The following is a 13,191-nucleotide window of genomic DNA, read 5'->3' on the forward strand; positions in this document are numbered from 1 at the left end:
ATCGAACGTGGTCAGGTACTGGCTAAACCAGGCTCCATCAAGCCACACACCCAGTTCGAATCTGAAGTGTACATCCTGAGCAAAGATGAAGGTGGTCGTCACACGCCATTCTTCAAAGGTTACCGTCCACAGTTCTACTTCCGTACTACTGACGTGACCGGTACCATCGAACTGCCAGAAGGCGTAGAGATGGTAATGCCAGGCGACAACGTGAACATGGTTGTAACCCTGATTCACCCAATCGCGATGGACGACGGTCTGCGTTTCGCAATCCGTGAAGGCGGCCGTACTGTAGGCGCTGGTGTTGTTGCTAAAGTTATCGCTTAATCGCGAATAATTTTTCGACACAAAAAAGGGGCACTTCGGTGCCCTTTTTTTATGCAATTTGCTCAAATCTTAATTGAAATAAAAACCATTCCTATTTAGACTCAATGCATTGGTTAAGAAGTGAGTCTCTCTATGTATGTATGTCTGTGTAATGCGGTGACTGACAAAGCGATCCGTAATGCGGTGCGTCAGCACAATCCCCATACCATGAAGCAGCTGCGTGAACTTGTGCCGATTGGTACCGATTGTGGAAAGTGCATTCGTCAGGCAAGACAGATTATGGTGGAGGAACGCGGAACTATCATCCCAATGCATGAAGTTGCCTAACAAAGGGTAAGGTTATTTTTGACTCTTGGCTTACAGGTTCTACACTTTTAGAACTGGCCAGGAGGAGTTACCTATGAAAGGCGATAAAAAGATCATTGCTCACCTCAACAAGCTGCTCGGCAACGAGCTGGTTGCCATCAATCAATATTTCCTGCACGCCCGCATGTTCAAGAATTGGGGCTTAATGCGCCTCAACGACAAGGAATACCACGAGTCGATCGACGAAATGAAACATGCCGATCGCTACATCGAGCGTATCCTGTTCCTGGAAGGGCTTCCTAACCTGCAAGATCTCGGCAAGCTGAACATCGGCGAAGATATTGAAGAGATGCTGCGTTCCGATCTGGCTCTGGAGCTGGCTGGTGCCAAGAACCTGCGTGAAGGTATCGCCTATGCCGATTCTATTCACGATTATGTCAGCCGCGATTTGATGATCGATATCCTGGTCGATGAAGAAGAGCATATCGACTGGCTGGAAACCGAGCTGGACCTCATCGCTCGCCTCGGTATTCAAAACTATGCCCAGGCCCAGATTTTGGAGCGCAAAGAGTAAAGCCTTCAGCCTATTCGCCATTGCCTCTCCTGCCGGCGGCCGTTTTCACGGCGGGGCAGGGGAGAGCTCAACCCACCCTAAGCATAATTCATTCCCTGCTCACCGTGCTAACCCGCAAACTGACACTGAACGCGCAAAAATGACGATTTCCTGAGCATATTCCCAACTGCGGCTTGCTTCCTGGGCCATTTTGCGTATAATGCGCGGGCTTACCTAATCTTGGTAAGCCTGATTTTAGCGAATCAGTCGATTGGCAGGCCTTTCTTGCCTTTCGAACAATACTCCCGATATGGGGGTTATATGTTGACGATTACACTCCCCCATCAATCGAAATGGGTGTGAGGAGTAATTATTTACGTTTATAAATAATTGGAGCTCTGGTCTCATGCAGAACCAAAGAATCCGTATCCGCCTGAAAGCGTTTGATCATCGTCTGATCGATCAATCAACCGCGGAAATCGTCGAGACTGCAAAGCGCACTGGTGCGCAAGTCCGTGGTCCGATCCCGCTGCCAACTCGCAAAGAGCGCTTTACCGTTCTGATCTCTCCGCACGTCAACAAAGACGCGCGCGATCAGTACGAGATTCGCACTCACAAGCGTCTGGTTGACATCGTTGAGCCAACCGAGAAAACCGTTGATGCTCTGATGCGTCTGGATCTGGCTGCCGGTGTAGACGTGCAGATCAGCCTGGGTTAATCAGGTCATTGAGCGATTGAGAGGTTGAAACAATGATTGGTTTAGTCGGTAAAAAAGTGGGTATGACCCGTATCTTCACTGAAGATGGCGTTTCTATCCCAGTAACCGTAATTGAAATTGAAGCGAACCGCGTGACTCAGGTTAAAAGCCTGGACACCGACGGTTACCGTGCCGTTCAGGTTACCACTGGTAGCAAAAAAGCTAACCGTGTAACCAAGCCGGAAGCGGGCCATTTCGCTAAAGCTGGCGTTGAAGCTGGCCGTGGTCTGTGGGAATTCCGCCTTGAAGAAGGTCAAGAGTTCGCTGCAGGTCAGGAAATTAGCGTAGAAATCTTCGCTGACGTTAAAAAAGTCGATGTTACCGGTACTTCTAAAGGTAAAGGTTTTGCTGGCACTGTTAAGCGCTGGAACTTCCGTACCCAAGACGCTACCCACGGTAACTCCTTGTCTCACCGCGTTCCGGGTTCTATCGGTCAGAACCAGACTCCGGGCAAAGTGTTCAAAGGCAAGAAAATGGCTGGCCACCTGGGTGATGAGCGCGTAACCGTTCAGAGCCTGGACGTAGTACGTGTTGACGCTGAGCGCAACCTGCTGCTGGTTAAGGGTGCTGTACCGGGCGCAACCGGTGGCAACCTGATCGTTAAACCAGCTGTGAAGGCGTAAGGGGATAGCAATGGAATTAGTATTGAAAGACGCGCAAAGCGCGCTGACTGTTTCCGAAACTACCTTCGGTCGTGATTTCAACGAAGCGCTGGTACACCAGGTTGTTGTTGCTTATGCAGCAGGTGCCCGTCAAGGTACCCGTGCTCAGAAGACCCGTGCTGAAGTAACTGGTTCCGGCAAAAAGCCATGGCGTCAGAAAGGCACCGGCCGTGCGCGTTCAGGTTCTGTAAAGAGCCCGATCTGGCGTTCAGGCGGCGTGACCTTTGCTGCTAAGCCACAGGACCACAGTCAGAAAGTAAACAAAAAGATGTACCGCGGCGCGCTGAAAAGCATCCTGTCCGAGCTGGTACGTCAAGATCGTCTGATCGTTGTCGAGAAGTTCTCTGTAGAAGCGCCTAAAACTAAGCTGCTGGCACAGAAACTGAAAGATATGGCTCTGGAAGACGTGCTGATCGTGACCGGTGAACTGGATGAGAATCTGTTCCTGGCAGCTCGCAACCTGTACAAGGTTGACGTGCGCGATGTAGCAGGTATCGATCCGGTTAGCCTGATCGCCTTCGACAAAGTGGTTATGACTGCTGATGCTGTGAAGCAAGTTGAGGAGATGCTGGCATGATCCGTGAAGAACGTTTGCTGAAAGTGCTGCGTGCACCGCACGTATCTGAAAAAGCATCCGCTGCGATGGAAAAAAGCAACACCATCGTTCTCAAAGTTGCCAAAGACGCGACCAAAGCAGAAATCAAAGCTGCAGTGCAGAAACTGTTTGAAGTCGAAGTCGAAGACGTGAACACCCTGGTAGTTAAAGGGAAAGTGAAGCGTCACGGTCAGCGTGTTGGTCGTCGTAGCGACTGGAAAAAAGCTTACGTCACCCTGAAAGAAGGCCAGAATCTGGACTTCATCGGCGGCGCAGAGTAAGTCGGAGGAGTAAGAACAATGGCAATTGTTAAATGTAAACCTACATCTCCGGGTCGTCGCCACGTTGTTAAAGTGGTTAACCCTGAGCTGCACAAGGGTAAACCTTATGCCCCGCTGCTGGAAAAACTGAGCAAAAGCGGTGGTCGTAACAACAATGGCCGTATCACCACCCGTCATATCGGTGGTGGCCACAAGCAACATTATCGTCTGGTTGACTTCAAGCGCAACAAAGACGGTATCCCTGCTGTGGTTGAGCGTCTGGAGTACGATCCGAACCGTTCCGCGAACATCGCGCTGGTTCTGTACAAAGACGGCGAACGCCGTTACATCCTGGCGCCGAAAGGCCTGAAAGCTGGTGACCAGATTCAATCTGGCGTTGATGCTGCAATCAAAGCGGGCAATACCCTGCCGATGCGCAACATTCCAGTTGGTTCAACGGTTCACAACGTAGAAATGAAACCAGGTAAAGGCGGCCAGATGGCTCGCTCCGCTGGTGCCTACGTTCAGATCGTTGCTCGTGATGGTTCCTACGTAACTCTGCGTCTGCGCTCTGGCGAAATGCGTAAAGTTCCAGCTGATTGCCGCGCCACCCTGGGTGAAGTCGGTAACGCTGAACACATGCTTCGCGTTCTGGGTAAAGCAGGTGCTGCACGTTGGCGTGGTGTTCGTCCTACCGTTCGCGGTACGGCGATGAACCCGGTAGATCACCCGCACGGTGGTGGTGAAGGTCGTAACTTTGGTAAGCACCCGGTAACTCCGTGGGGCGTTCAGACCAAAGGTAAGAAGACCCGTAGCAACAAGCGTACTGATAAGTTCATCGTACGTCGCCGTAGCAAAAAATAATTAGAGGATAAGCCATGCCACGTTCTCTCAAGAAAGGTCCTTTTATTGACCTGCACTTGCTGAAGAAGGTAGAGAAAGCGGTGGAAAGCGGTGACAAGAAGCCTTTGCGCACTTGGTCCCGTCGTTCAACGATCTTTCCTAACATGATCGGTTTGACCATCGCTGTCCATAATGGTCGTCAGCACGTACCAGTGTTCGTTTCCGATGAAATGGTCGGTCACAAACTGGGTGAATTCGCGCCGACTCGTACTTATCGCGGCCATGCGGCTGATAAAAAAGCTAAAAAGCGCTAAGGTAGGAGGAAGAGATGGAAACTATCGCTAAACATCGCCACGCTCGTTCTTCTGCTCAGAAGGTTCGCCTTGTTGCTGACCTGATTCGCGGTAAGAAAGTGTCGCAAGCTCTGGAAACTCTGACCTACACCAACAAGAAAGCTGCTGGTCTGGTTAAGAAAGTGCTGGAGTCTGCCATTGCTAACGCAGAACACAACGATGGCGCTGACATCGATGATCTGAAAGTTACGAAAATCTTCGTAGACGAAGGCCCAAGCATGAAGCGCATTATGCCGCGTGCAAAAGGTCGTGCAGATCGCATCCTGAAGCGCACCAGCCACATTACTGTGGTTGTGTCCGATCGCTGAGACTCTGGAGACTAGCAATGGGTCAGAAAGTACATCCTAATGGTATTCGCCTGGGTATTGTCAAACCTTGGAACTCTACTTGGTATGCGAATACCAAAGAATTCGCTGACAACCTGGACAGCGACTTTAAAGTTCGTCAATTCCTGACTAAGGAACTGTCGAAAGCTTCCGTTTCTCGCATCGTTATCGAGCGTCCTGCGAAGAGCATCCGTGTGACCATTCACACTGCTCGCCCAGGCATCGTTATCGGCAAGAAAGGTGAAGACGTCGAAAAACTGCGCAAGGTCGTAGCGGACATCGCTGGCGTTCCTGCACAGATCAACATCGCCGAAGTCCGTAAACCGGAACTCGACGCTAAATTGGTTGCTGACAGCATCACTTCTCAGCTGGAACGTCGCGTTATGTTCCGTCGTGCTATGAAGCGTGCAGTACAGAACGCAATGCGTCTTGGCGCTAAAGGTATCAAAGTTGAAGTAAGCGGCCGTCTTGGCGGCGCTGAAATCGCACGTACCGAATGGTACCGCGAAGGTCGTGTTCCATTGCACACTCTGCGTGCGGACATCGACTACAACACATCTGAAGCGCACACCACTTATGGTGTAATCGGCGTTAAGGTATGGATCTTCAAAGGTGAGATCCTGGGTGGTATGGCTGCAGTTGAACAACCGGAACCGGCTGCTCAACCTAAAAAGCAGCAGCGTAAAGGCCGCAAGTAAGGAGAGTCGCTGATGTTACAACCAAAGCGTACAAAATTCCGTAAGGTGCACAAGGGCCGCAACCGTGGTCTGGCGCAAGGTACGGATGTTAGCTTCGGCACTTTCGGTCTGAAAGCTGTTGGCCGTGGCCGTCTGACTGCTCGTCAAATCGAAGCAGCTCGTCGTGCAATGACTCGTGCAGTTAAGCGTCAAGGCAAGATCTGGATCCGTGTATTCCCGGACAAACCGATCACCGAGAAGCCGCTGGAAGTGCGTATGGGTAAAGGTAAGGGTAACGTGGAGTATTGGGTTGCCCTGATCCAGCCTGGTAAGGTCCTGTACGAAATGGACGGCGTGCCAGAAGAGGTTGCCCGCGAGGCATTCAAACTGGCAGCAGCGAAACTGCCGATCAAAACCACCTTTGTAACTAAGACGGTGATGTAATGAAAGCACAAGAGCTGCGTGAAAAAAGCGTTGAAGAGCTGAATGCCGAGCTGCTCAACCTGCTGCGTGAGCAATTCAACTTGCGCATGCAGGCGGCCAGTGGCCAGCTGCAACAAACTCACCTGTTGAAACAAGTGCGTCGTGACGTCGCACGCGTTAAGACTTTACTGACTCAAAAGGCGGGTGTGTAAATGACTGAAGTTATCCGTACCCTGCAGGGTCGTGTTGTTAGCGATAAAATGGAGAAATCCATCGTTGTTGCTATCGAACGTACTGTGAAGCACCCGATCTACGGGAAATTCATCAAACGTACGACCAAGCTGCACGTACATGACGAGAACAACGAATGTGGTACCGGCGACGTGGTGGAAATCCGCGAATGCCGCCCACTGTCCAAGACTAAGTCCTGGACGTTGGTTCGCGTTGTAGAGAAAGCGATTCTGTAATAGAGTAGCTGGCTCTCACTTAATAAACGGCTCAGAAAATGAGCCGTTTATTTTTTCTACCCATACCAAGTAAGCGGTGTTATAATGCTGCGCCCTCGGTTATGGGGCTTTTCAACGGCCTAATTTTTACTTGGGTCTTTAAAGTAGTAGTTGACATTAGCGGAGCACTAAAATGATCCAAGAACAGACTATGCTGAACGTCGCCGACAACTCCGGTGCACGTCGCGTAATGTGTATCAAGGTTCTAGGTGGCTCGCACCGTCGCTACGCAGGCGTCGGCGACATCATCAAAATTACCATCAAGGAAGCAATTCCTCGCGGTAAGGTGAAGAAAGGCGATGTTCTGAAGGCGGTAGTGGTGCGCACCAAGAAGGGTGTACGTCGCCCGGACGGTTCTGTCATTCGCTTCGATGGCAATGCATGCGTTATTTTGAACAATAACAGCGAGCAGCCTATCGGTACGCGTATTTTTGGGCCGGTAACTCGTGAACTGCGTAATGAGAAGTTCATGAAAATTATCTCTCTGGCACCAGAAGTACTCTAAGGAGCGAACATGGCAGCGAAGATCCGTCGTGATGACGAAGTTATCGTGATTACCGGGAAAGACAAAGGTAAGCGCGGTAAAGTAAAAAATGTCCTGTCTGCTGGCAAGGTCATTGTTGAAGGCATCAACCTGGTTAAGAAACACCAGAAGCCGGTTCCGGCTCTGAACCAACCAGGCGGCATTGTTGAAAAAGAAGCTGCAATTCAGGTTTCTAACATTGCTATCTTCAACGCGGCTACCGGCAAGGCTGACCGTGTAGGCTTTAGATTCGAAGACGGCAAAAAAGTCCGTTTCTTCAAGTCTAACAGCGAAACTATCAAGTAATTTGGAGTAATACGATGGCGAAACTGCATGATTACTACAAAGACGAGGTAGTCAAACAACTGATGTCTCAGTTTGATTACAACTCTGTCATGCAAGTCCCTCGGGTCGAGAAGATCACCCTGAACATGGGTGTTGGTGAAGCGATTGCTGACAAGAAACTGCTGGATAACGCCGCAGCGGACCTGGCAGCTATCTCCGGTCAAAAACCGTTGATCACCAAAGCCCGCAAATCTGTTGCAGGCTTCAAAATCCGTCAGGGCTATCCGATCGGCTGTAAAGTAACTCTGCGTGGCGAACGCATGTGGGAGTTCTTTGAGCGTCTGATCTCCATTGCTGTTCCACGTATCCGTGACTTCCGTGGCCTGTCCGCCAAGTCATTCGATGGCCGTGGCAACTACAGCATGGGCGTGCGTGAGCAAATCATCTTCCCAGAAATCGACTACGACAAAGTCGATCGCGTTCGTGGTTTGGATATTACCATTACCACTACTGCGAAATCTGATGATGAAGGCCGCGCGCTGCTGGCTGCTTTTAACTTCCCGTTCCGCAAGTAAGGCAGGGTTACTGATGGCTAAGCAATCAATGAAAGCACGCGAAGTCAAGCGCGTGAAATTAGCTGACAAGTTCTTTGCAAAACGCGCTGAACTGAAAGCTATTATCTCTGATGTGAACGCATCCGATGAAGATCGTTGGAATGCCGTTCTCAAGCTGCAAACTCTGCCGCGTGATTCCAGCCCGTCTCGTCAGCGTAAACGCTGCCGCCAAACTGGCCGTCCACATGGTTATGTGGGCAAATTCGGGTTGAGCCGTATTAAGCTTCGTGAAGCCGCTATGCGCGGTGAAGTACCAGGCTTGAAAAAGGCTAGCTGGTAATTACCAATTGAATCACGGGAGTAAAGACAGATGAGCATGCAAGATCCGATCGCGGATATGCTGACCCGTATCCGTAACGGTCAAGCCGCGAACAAAGTTGCGGTCACCATGCCTTCCTCCAAGCTGAAAGTGGCAATTGCCAACGTGCTGAAGGAAGAAGGTTTTATTGAAGATTTCAAAATCGAAGGCGACGCCAAGCCTGTTCTGGAACTGGTACTGAAGTACTTCCAGGGCAAAGCTGTGGTAGAAAGCATTCAACGTATCAGCCGTCCAGGTCTGCGCATCTACAAGAAAAAAGATGAGCTGCCAAAAGTTATGGCCGGTTTGGGTATCGCTGTTGTTTCTACCTCTAAAGGTGTTATGACCGATCGTGCAGCTCGCCAGGCTGGTCTTGGTGGCGAGATTATCTGCTACGTAGCTTAATTCGGGAGGAAAGAATGTCTCGTGTTGCAAAAGCACCCGTCGTCATTCCTGCCGGCGTAGAGGTAAAACTCAACGGTCAGGTTATTTCGATTAAGGGTAAAAACGGCGAGTTGACTCGTACTATCCACGACGCCGTTGAAGTGAAGCAAGAAGCTAACGCACTGACTTTCGCTCCGCGCGAAGGTTTTGCTAACGCATGGGCTCAAGCGGGTACCACGCGCGCTCTGCTGAACGCAATGGTTGTTGGTGTTACCGAAGGCTTCACCAAAAAGCTTCAACTGGTAGGTGTTGGTTATCGTGCTGCCGTTAAAGGCAACGTGGTGAATTTGGCCCTGGGCTTCTCTCACCCTATCGATCACCAGCTGCCGGCAGGTATCACTGCTGAATGCCCAAGCCAAACTGAAATCGTGCTGAAAGGCGCTGATAAGCAGGTTATTGGCCAGGTAGCAGCAGATCTGCGCGCTTACCGTCGTCCTGAGCCTTACAAAGGCAAAGGTGTTCGTTACGCCGACGAAGTCGTGCGTACCAAAGAGGCTAAGAAGAAGTAAGGTAACACTATGGATAAGAAATCTGCTCGTATCCGTCGTGCGACCCGCGCACGCCGCAAGCTCCAAGAGCTGGGTGCAACCCGCCTGGTGGTACATCGTACCCCGCGTCATATTTACGCACAGGTGATTGCTCCAAACGGTTCTGAAGTACTGGTAGCCGCTTCTACTTTAGAAAAAGCTATCGCGGAGCAACTGAAGTATTCCGGTAACAAAGACGCAGCAGCAGCCGTAGGTAAAGCTCTGGCTGAGCGCGCGTTGGAAAAAGGGATTGCGAAAGTATCCTTTGACCGTTCCGGTTTCCAATATCATGGTCGAGTCCAGGCACTGGCAGATGCTGCCCGTGAAGCTGGCCTTCAGTTCTAAGGAAGAGGTTTAAGATGGCTCACATCGAAAAACAAGCTGGCGAACTGCAGGAAAAGCTGATCGCGGTAAACCGCGTATCTAAAACCGTAAAAGGTGGCCGTATTTTCAGCTTTACCGCACTGACTGTAGTTGGTGATGGTAACGGTCGCGTTGGTTTTGGCTACGGCAAAGCACGCGAAGTTCCAGCAGCGATCCAGAAAGCGATGGAAAAAGCCCGTCGCAACATGATGAACGTCGCGCTGAACAGCGGCACCCTGCAGCACCCTGTTAAGGGCGCTCACACGGGTTCTCGCGTGTTCATGCAGCCTGCTCATGAAGGTACCGGTATCATCGCGGGTGGTGCAATGCGCGCCGTTCTCGAAGTTGCTGGGGTGCACAACGTATTGGCTAAAGCTTATGGTTCCACCAACCCGATCAACGTGGTTCGTGCAACTATCGACGCTCTGGCGAATATGAAGTCTCCTGAAATGGTCGCTGCTAAGCGTGGTAAATCCGTTGCCGACATTCTGGGGTAATTGACCATGGCTAAGACTATTAAAGTTACACAAACTCGCAGCTCAATTGGCCGTCTGCCGAAGCATAAAGCTACTCTGCTCGGTCTGGGTCTGCGTCGTATTGGTCACACCGTAGAGCGCGAGGATACTCCTGCTGTTCGCGGTATGGTCAACCTGGTTTCCTACATGGTTAAAGTTGAGGAGTAACAGATGCGTTTAAATACTCTGTCTCCGGCTGAAGGTGCCAAGCATGCGCCTAAGCGTGTAGGTCGTGGTATTGGTTCTGGCCTGGGTAAAACCGGCGGCCGTGGTCACAAAGGTCAGAAGTCTCGTTCTGGCGGTGGCGTACGTCGTGGTTTTGAAGGTGGTCAGATGCCTCTGTACCGTCGTCTGCCGAAATTCGGCTTCACTTCACGCAAAGCGATGATCACGGCAGAAGTTCGTCTGTCTGAACTGGCTCTGGTTGAAGGCGATGTTATCGACCTGAACGCGCTGAAAGCCGCTAACGTAGTTGGTGTCCAGATCGAATTCGCGAAAGTTGTACTTTCTGGCGAAGTCGCTCGTCCGGTAACCCTGCGTGGTCTGCGTGTCACCAAAGGCGCTCGTGCTGCTATCGAGGCTGCTGGCGGTAAAATTGAGGAATAAGTAGCAGATGGCTAAGCAACCAGGATTAGATTTTCAAAGTGCTAAAGGCGGGCTCGGCGAGCTGAAGCGCAGACTTTTGTTTGTCATCGGCGCGCTGATTGTCTTCCGCATCGGCTCTTTCATTCCGATTCCTGGTATCGATGCCACTGTGCTTGCCAAATTGCTTGAGCAGCAGAGAGGCACTATCATTGAAATGTTTAACATGTTCTCTGGTGGTGCCCTCAGCCGTGCTTCTATCTTCGCTCTGGGGATCATGCCGTATATCTCGGCATCGATCATTATCCAGCTGCTGACGGTGGTTCATCCAGCGTTGGCGGAAATCAAGAAAGAAGGGGAGGCTGGCCGTCGCAAGATTAGCCAGTACACCCGTTACGGTACGCTGGTATTGGCCATATTCCAGTCGATTGGTATTGCTACCGGTCTGCCGAATATGCCTGGTATGCAGGGCCTGGTGTTAAATCCAGGCTTTGCATTCTACTTTACTGCGGTTGTGAGCCTGGTAACCGGGACAATGTTCCTGATGTGGCTGGGTGAGCAGATTACTGAGCGCGGTATCGGCAACGGTATCTCGATCATTATCTTCGCGGGTATTGTAGCGGGGCTCCCGCCGGCAGTGGCCCATACTATCGAGCAAGCACGGCAAGGCGACCTGCACTTCCTCCTGCTGCTGTTGGTTGCAGTATTGGTGTTTGCAGTAACCTTCTTCGTTGTTTTCATCGAGCGTGGTCAACGTCGTATCGTCGTTAACTATGCGAAGCGTCAACAAGGTCGTCGTGTTTATGCAGCACAGAGTACACATTTACCGTTGAAAGTGAACATGGCGGGTGTTATCCCGGCGATTTTCGCTTCCAGCATTATTCTGTTCCCGGCCACGATTGCATCATGGTTTGGGGGCGGTACCGGTTGGAACTGGCTGACTACGATTTCGCTGTATTTGCAGCCAGGGCAACCGCTTTATGTGTTACTCTATGCGTCTGCAATCATCTTCTTCTGTTTCTTCTACACGGCGTTGGTTTTCAACCCGCGTGAGACAGCAGATAACCTGAAGAAGTCCGGTGCCTTCGTACCAGGAATTCGTCCGGGAGAGCAAACGGCGAAGTATATCGATAAAGTAATGACGCGTTTAACCCTGGTGGGCGCGATGTACATTACTTTCATCTGCCTGATCCCGGAGTTCATGCGTGATGCAATGAAAGTACCATTCTACTTTGGTGGTACCTCGCTACTGATCGTGGTTGTCGTCATCATGGACTTTATGGCTCAAGTGCAAACTCTGATGATGTCAAGTCAGTACGAGTCTGCATTGAAGAAAGCAAATCTGAAAGGCTATAACCGCTAGTCAGATTCGTTTGAGAAGTTACGGAGAGTAAAAATGAAAGTTCGTGCTTCCGTCAAGAAATTATGTCGTAACTGCAAAATCGTTAAGCGTAACGGTGTCGTTCGTGTGATTTGCAGCGCCGAGCCGAAGCATAAACAGCGTCAAGGCTGATTATCTCGCATATTTTTCTTGCAAAGTTGGGTTGAGCTGGCTAGATTAGCCAGCCAATCTTTTGTATGTCGCACTGCAACATTATTTGAGTATCCTGAAAACGGGCTTTTCAGAATGGTGTTGCTGTATAAAATAGTAGGAGTGCATAGTGGCCCGTATAGCAGGCATTAACATTCCTGATCATAAACATACCGTTATCGCCTTAACGTCGATCTTCGGTATCGGTAAAACCCGTTCACAGGCTATCTGTGCATCCACGGGTATTGCTGAAAATGTTAAGATCAGTGAGCTGTCTGAAGAGCAAATCGAAAAGCTTCGTGATGCAGTTGCCAAATACACCGTTGAGGGTGATTTGCGTCGTGAAATTACCCTGAGCATCAAGCGTCTTATGGACCTTGGTTGCTATCGTGGTTTGCGTCATCGTCGTGGTCTGCCGGTACGCGGTCAGCGCACCAAGACCAACGCTCGTACCCGTAAGGGTCCGCGCAAGCCGATCAAGAAATAATCGGGGTTATTGAATAATGGCAAAGGCACCTGTTCGTACACGTAAGCGTGTAAGAAAGCAAGTCTCTGACGGCGTGGCTCATATCCATGCTTCTTTCAACAACACCATCGTTACCATCACTGATCGTCAGGGTAATGCTTTGGGTTGGGCAACAGCCGGTGGTTCCGGTTTCCGTGGTTCTCGTAAGTCCACTCCGTTCGCAGCACAGGTTGCAGCAGAACGTTGTGCTGACGCAGTAAAAGAATACGGTATCAAGAACCTGGAAGTTATGGTTAAAGGACCTGGTCCTGGTCGTGAGTCTACTATCCGCGCTCTGAACGCGGCTGGTTTCCGCATCACTAATATTACTGATGTGACTCCGATCCCTCATAACGGTTGTCGTCCGCCGAAAAAGCGCCGCGTGTAACGCAGCTTTTAGGATTGTTGGAGAAAGA

General features: G+C 50.7%; 27 protein-coding genes and 1 pseudogene. All 28 read left to right on the forward strand.

Going from position 1 to position 13,191, the window contains the following annotated elements; genetic code table 11:
• A pseudogene (tuf, locus tag ACJ8HA_RS23335) lies at positions 1-327 on the forward strand (elongation factor Tu); the annotation flags it as partial.
• Between the two features lie 132 nt (positions 328-459).
• The gene (gene bfd, locus ACJ8HA_RS23340) at positions 460-654 is read left to right on the forward strand and encodes a bacterioferritin-associated ferredoxin (RefSeq protein ID WP_015379266.1); all 195 of its coding nucleotides are present in this window, start codon (positions 460-462) and stop codon (positions 652-654) included.
• 73 nt (positions 655-727) lie between these two features.
• Positions 728-1,207, forward strand: coding sequence for a bacterioferritin (gene bfr, locus ACJ8HA_RS23345; RefSeq protein WP_164100221.1), 480 nt, complete (start codon positions 728-730; stop codon positions 1,205-1,207).
• A gap of 385 nt (positions 1,208-1,592) precedes the next feature.
• Entirely contained in the window at positions 1,593-1,904 is a 312-nt protein-coding gene (rpsJ, locus tag ACJ8HA_RS23350) for a 30S ribosomal protein S10 (protein ID WP_001181005.1), read from the forward strand.
• A gap of 32 nt (positions 1,905-1,936) precedes the next feature.
• Positions 1,937-2,566 carry a 50S ribosomal protein L3 gene (gene rplC / locus ACJ8HA_RS23355; protein WP_015379265.1) on the forward strand — a complete coding sequence of 210 codons (630 nt, stop codon included), beginning with the start codon at positions 1,937-1,939 and terminating at the stop codon, positions 2,564-2,566.
• A 10-nt stretch (positions 2,567-2,576) separates the two neighbouring features.
• Positions 2,577-3,182 carry a 50S ribosomal protein L4 gene (gene rplD / locus ACJ8HA_RS23360; protein WP_004929779.1) on the forward strand — a complete coding sequence of 202 codons (606 nt, stop codon included), beginning with the start codon at positions 2,577-2,579 and terminating at the stop codon, positions 3,180-3,182.
• Positions 3,179-3,481 carry a 50S ribosomal protein L23 gene (gene rplW, locus ACJ8HA_RS23365; protein ID WP_004951179.1) on the forward strand — a complete coding sequence of 101 codons (303 nt, stop codon included), beginning with the start codon at positions 3,179-3,181 and terminating at the stop codon, positions 3,479-3,481. Before rplD ends, rplW begins: the two co-directional genes overlap by 4 nt.
• A gap of 18 nt (positions 3,482-3,499) precedes the next feature.
• The gene (gene rplB, locus ACJ8HA_RS23370) at positions 3,500-4,324 is read left to right on the forward strand and encodes a 50S ribosomal protein L2 (RefSeq protein ID WP_004929775.1); all 825 of its coding nucleotides are present in this window, start codon (positions 3,500-3,502) and stop codon (positions 4,322-4,324) included.
• A gap of 14 nt (positions 4,325-4,338) precedes the next feature.
• On the forward strand, positions 4,339-4,617 hold the full coding sequence (gene rpsS / locus ACJ8HA_RS23375) for a 30S ribosomal protein S19 (RefSeq protein WP_004929772.1): 279 nt from the start codon (positions 4,339-4,341) through the stop codon (positions 4,615-4,617).
• 14 nt (positions 4,618-4,631) lie between these two features.
• Positions 4,632-4,964, forward strand: a complete 333-nt coding sequence (gene rplV, locus ACJ8HA_RS23380; protein ID WP_002223844.1) for a 50S ribosomal protein L22 — start codon at positions 4,632-4,634, stop codon at positions 4,962-4,964.
• A gap of 17 nt (positions 4,965-4,981) precedes the next feature.
• Complete coding sequence (rpsC, locus tag ACJ8HA_RS23385) at positions 4,982-5,680, forward strand: 30S ribosomal protein S3 (protein ID WP_004929766.1); 699 nt, start codon at positions 4,982-4,984, stop codon at positions 5,678-5,680.
• A gap of 12 nt (positions 5,681-5,692) precedes the next feature.
• On the forward strand, positions 5,693-6,103 hold the full coding sequence (rplP, locus tag ACJ8HA_RS23390) for a 50S ribosomal protein L16 (protein WP_004929764.1): 411 nt from the start codon (positions 5,693-5,695) through the stop codon (positions 6,101-6,103).
• Positions 6,103-6,294 carry a 50S ribosomal protein L29 gene (rpmC, locus tag ACJ8HA_RS23395; RefSeq protein ID WP_004929762.1) on the forward strand — a complete coding sequence of 64 codons (192 nt, stop codon included), beginning with the start codon at positions 6,103-6,105 and terminating at the stop codon, positions 6,292-6,294. Before rplP ends, rpmC begins: the two co-directional genes overlap by 1 nt.
• Complete coding sequence (rpsQ, locus tag ACJ8HA_RS23400) at positions 6,295-6,549, forward strand: 30S ribosomal protein S17 (RefSeq protein WP_004929760.1); 255 nt, start codon at positions 6,295-6,297, stop codon at positions 6,547-6,549.
• 172 nt (positions 6,550-6,721) lie between these two features.
• Positions 6,722-7,093 carry a 50S ribosomal protein L14 gene (gene rplN, locus ACJ8HA_RS23405; RefSeq protein WP_000613954.1) on the forward strand — a complete coding sequence of 124 codons (372 nt, stop codon included), beginning with the start codon at positions 6,722-6,724 and terminating at the stop codon, positions 7,091-7,093.
• A 9-nt stretch (positions 7,094-7,102) separates the two neighbouring features.
• Complete coding sequence (gene rplX / locus ACJ8HA_RS23410) at positions 7,103-7,417, forward strand: 50S ribosomal protein L24 (protein WP_004929758.1); 315 nt, start codon at positions 7,103-7,105, stop codon at positions 7,415-7,417.
• Between the two features lie 14 nt (positions 7,418-7,431).
• Positions 7,432-7,971: a 50S ribosomal protein L5 gene (gene rplE / locus ACJ8HA_RS23415; RefSeq protein WP_004929756.1), complete on the forward strand. Its 540-nt coding sequence runs from the start codon at positions 7,432-7,434 to the stop codon at positions 7,969-7,971.
• A gap of 13 nt (positions 7,972-7,984) precedes the next feature.
• Entirely contained in the window at positions 7,985-8,290 is a 306-nt protein-coding gene (rpsN, locus tag ACJ8HA_RS23420) for a 30S ribosomal protein S14 (protein WP_004929754.1), read from the forward strand.
• Positions 8,291-8,320: 30 nt separating this feature from the next.
• Entirely contained in the window at positions 8,321-8,713 is a 393-nt protein-coding gene (rpsH, locus tag ACJ8HA_RS23425; protein ID WP_004929753.1) for a 30S ribosomal protein S8, read from the forward strand.
• A gap of 14 nt (positions 8,714-8,727) precedes the next feature.
• The gene (gene rplF / locus ACJ8HA_RS23430) at positions 8,728-9,261 is read left to right on the forward strand and encodes a 50S ribosomal protein L6 (RefSeq protein ID WP_004929751.1); all 534 of its coding nucleotides are present in this window, start codon (positions 8,728-8,730) and stop codon (positions 9,259-9,261) included.
• A gap of 9 nt (positions 9,262-9,270) precedes the next feature.
• Positions 9,271-9,624: a 50S ribosomal protein L18 gene (gene rplR / locus ACJ8HA_RS23435; protein WP_004929748.1), complete on the forward strand. Its 354-nt coding sequence runs from the start codon at positions 9,271-9,273 to the stop codon at positions 9,622-9,624.
• A gap of 14 nt (positions 9,625-9,638) precedes the next feature.
• On the forward strand, positions 9,639-10,139 hold the full coding sequence (rpsE, locus tag ACJ8HA_RS23440) for a 30S ribosomal protein S5 (protein WP_004929747.1): 501 nt from the start codon (positions 9,639-9,641) through the stop codon (positions 10,137-10,139).
• A gap of 6 nt (positions 10,140-10,145) precedes the next feature.
• Entirely contained in the window at positions 10,146-10,325 is a 180-nt protein-coding gene (gene rpmD / locus ACJ8HA_RS23445) for a 50S ribosomal protein L30 (RefSeq protein ID WP_048232028.1), read from the forward strand.
• A 3-nt stretch (positions 10,326-10,328) separates the two neighbouring features.
• Positions 10,329-10,763: a 50S ribosomal protein L15 gene (gene rplO, locus ACJ8HA_RS23450; protein ID WP_004929742.1), complete on the forward strand. Its 435-nt coding sequence runs from the start codon at positions 10,329-10,331 to the stop codon at positions 10,761-10,763.
• Between the two features lie 7 nt (positions 10,764-10,770).
• A complete protein-coding gene (gene secY, locus ACJ8HA_RS23455) occupies positions 10,771-12,102 on the forward strand; it encodes a preprotein translocase subunit SecY (RefSeq protein ID WP_004929740.1) in 1,332 nt (443 codons plus the stop codon).
• Between the two features lie 33 nt (positions 12,103-12,135).
• Positions 12,136-12,252, forward strand: coding sequence for a 50S ribosomal protein L36 (rpmJ, locus tag ACJ8HA_RS23460; RefSeq protein WP_002227352.1), 117 nt, complete (start codon positions 12,136-12,138; stop codon positions 12,250-12,252).
• Between the two features lie 148 nt (positions 12,253-12,400).
• Entirely contained in the window at positions 12,401-12,757 is a 357-nt protein-coding gene (gene rpsM / locus ACJ8HA_RS23465; protein ID WP_004929734.1) for a 30S ribosomal protein S13, read from the forward strand.
• A gap of 16 nt (positions 12,758-12,773) precedes the next feature.
• Complete coding sequence (rpsK, locus tag ACJ8HA_RS23470; protein WP_004929731.1) at positions 12,774-13,163, forward strand: 30S ribosomal protein S11; 390 nt, start codon at positions 12,774-12,776, stop codon at positions 13,161-13,163.
• Positions 13,164-13,191: the final 28 nt, after the last annotated feature.

Source organism: Serratia sp. CY33802 (assembly GCF_052169095.1).
GTDB classification, from domain to species: domain Bacteria; phylum Pseudomonadota; class Gammaproteobacteria; order Enterobacterales; family Enterobacteriaceae; genus Serratia; species Serratia bockelmannii.

What these genes read in the sequence shown, in the direction of transcription:
- bfd (WP_015379266.1), top strand. Translation starts at nt 460, where the DNA reads ATGTATGTATGTCTGTGTAATGCGGTGACTGACAAAGCGATCCGTAAT.
- bfr (WP_164100221.1), top strand. Translation starts at nt 728, where the DNA reads ATGAAAGGCGATAAAAAGATCATTGCTCACCTCAACAAGCTGCTCGGC.
- rpsJ (WP_001181005.1), top strand. Translation starts at nt 1,593, where the DNA reads ATGCAGAACCAAAGAATCCGTATCCGCCTGAAAGCGTTTGATCATCGT.
- rplC (WP_015379265.1), top strand. Translation starts at nt 1,937, where the DNA reads ATGATTGGTTTAGTCGGTAAAAAAGTGGGTATGACCCGTATCTTCACT.
- rplD (WP_004929779.1), top strand. Translation starts at nt 2,577, where the DNA reads ATGGAATTAGTATTGAAAGACGCGCAAAGCGCGCTGACTGTTTCCGAA.
- rplW (WP_004951179.1), top strand. Translation starts at nt 3,179, where the DNA reads ATGATCCGTGAAGAACGTTTGCTGAAAGTGCTGCGTGCACCGCACGTA.
- rplB (WP_004929775.1), top strand. Translation starts at nt 3,500, where the DNA reads ATGGCAATTGTTAAATGTAAACCTACATCTCCGGGTCGTCGCCACGTT.
- rpsS (WP_004929772.1), top strand. Translation starts at nt 4,339, where the DNA reads ATGCCACGTTCTCTCAAGAAAGGTCCTTTTATTGACCTGCACTTGCTG.
- rplV (WP_002223844.1), top strand. Translation starts at nt 4,632, where the DNA reads ATGGAAACTATCGCTAAACATCGCCACGCTCGTTCTTCTGCTCAGAAG.
- rpsC (WP_004929766.1), top strand. Translation starts at nt 4,982, where the DNA reads ATGGGTCAGAAAGTACATCCTAATGGTATTCGCCTGGGTATTGTCAAA.
- rplP (WP_004929764.1), top strand. Translation starts at nt 5,693, where the DNA reads ATGTTACAACCAAAGCGTACAAAATTCCGTAAGGTGCACAAGGGCCGC.
- rpmC (WP_004929762.1), top strand. Translation starts at nt 6,103, where the DNA reads ATGAAAGCACAAGAGCTGCGTGAAAAAAGCGTTGAAGAGCTGAATGCC.
- rpsQ (WP_004929760.1), top strand. Translation starts at nt 6,295, where the DNA reads ATGACTGAAGTTATCCGTACCCTGCAGGGTCGTGTTGTTAGCGATAAA.
- rplN (WP_000613954.1), top strand. Translation starts at nt 6,722, where the DNA reads ATGATCCAAGAACAGACTATGCTGAACGTCGCCGACAACTCCGGTGCA.
- rplX (WP_004929758.1), top strand. Translation starts at nt 7,103, where the DNA reads ATGGCAGCGAAGATCCGTCGTGATGACGAAGTTATCGTGATTACCGGG.
- rplE (WP_004929756.1), top strand. Translation starts at nt 7,432, where the DNA reads ATGGCGAAACTGCATGATTACTACAAAGACGAGGTAGTCAAACAACTG.
- rpsN (WP_004929754.1), top strand. Translation starts at nt 7,985, where the DNA reads ATGGCTAAGCAATCAATGAAAGCACGCGAAGTCAAGCGCGTGAAATTA.
- rpsH (WP_004929753.1), top strand. Translation starts at nt 8,321, where the DNA reads ATGAGCATGCAAGATCCGATCGCGGATATGCTGACCCGTATCCGTAAC.
- rplF (WP_004929751.1), top strand. Translation starts at nt 8,728, where the DNA reads ATGTCTCGTGTTGCAAAAGCACCCGTCGTCATTCCTGCCGGCGTAGAG.
- rplR (WP_004929748.1), top strand. Translation starts at nt 9,271, where the DNA reads ATGGATAAGAAATCTGCTCGTATCCGTCGTGCGACCCGCGCACGCCGC.
- rpsE (WP_004929747.1), top strand. Translation starts at nt 9,639, where the DNA reads ATGGCTCACATCGAAAAACAAGCTGGCGAACTGCAGGAAAAGCTGATC.
- rpmD (WP_048232028.1), top strand. Translation starts at nt 10,146, where the DNA reads ATGGCTAAGACTATTAAAGTTACACAAACTCGCAGCTCAATTGGCCGT.
- rplO (WP_004929742.1), top strand. Translation starts at nt 10,329, where the DNA reads ATGCGTTTAAATACTCTGTCTCCGGCTGAAGGTGCCAAGCATGCGCCT.
- secY (WP_004929740.1), top strand. Translation starts at nt 10,771, where the DNA reads ATGGCTAAGCAACCAGGATTAGATTTTCAAAGTGCTAAAGGCGGGCTC.
- rpmJ (WP_002227352.1), top strand. Translation starts at nt 12,136, where the DNA reads ATGAAAGTTCGTGCTTCCGTCAAGAAATTATGTCGTAACTGCAAAATC.
- rpsK (WP_004929731.1), top strand. Translation starts at nt 12,774, where the DNA reads ATGGCAAAGGCACCTGTTCGTACACGTAAGCGTGTAAGAAAGCAAGTC.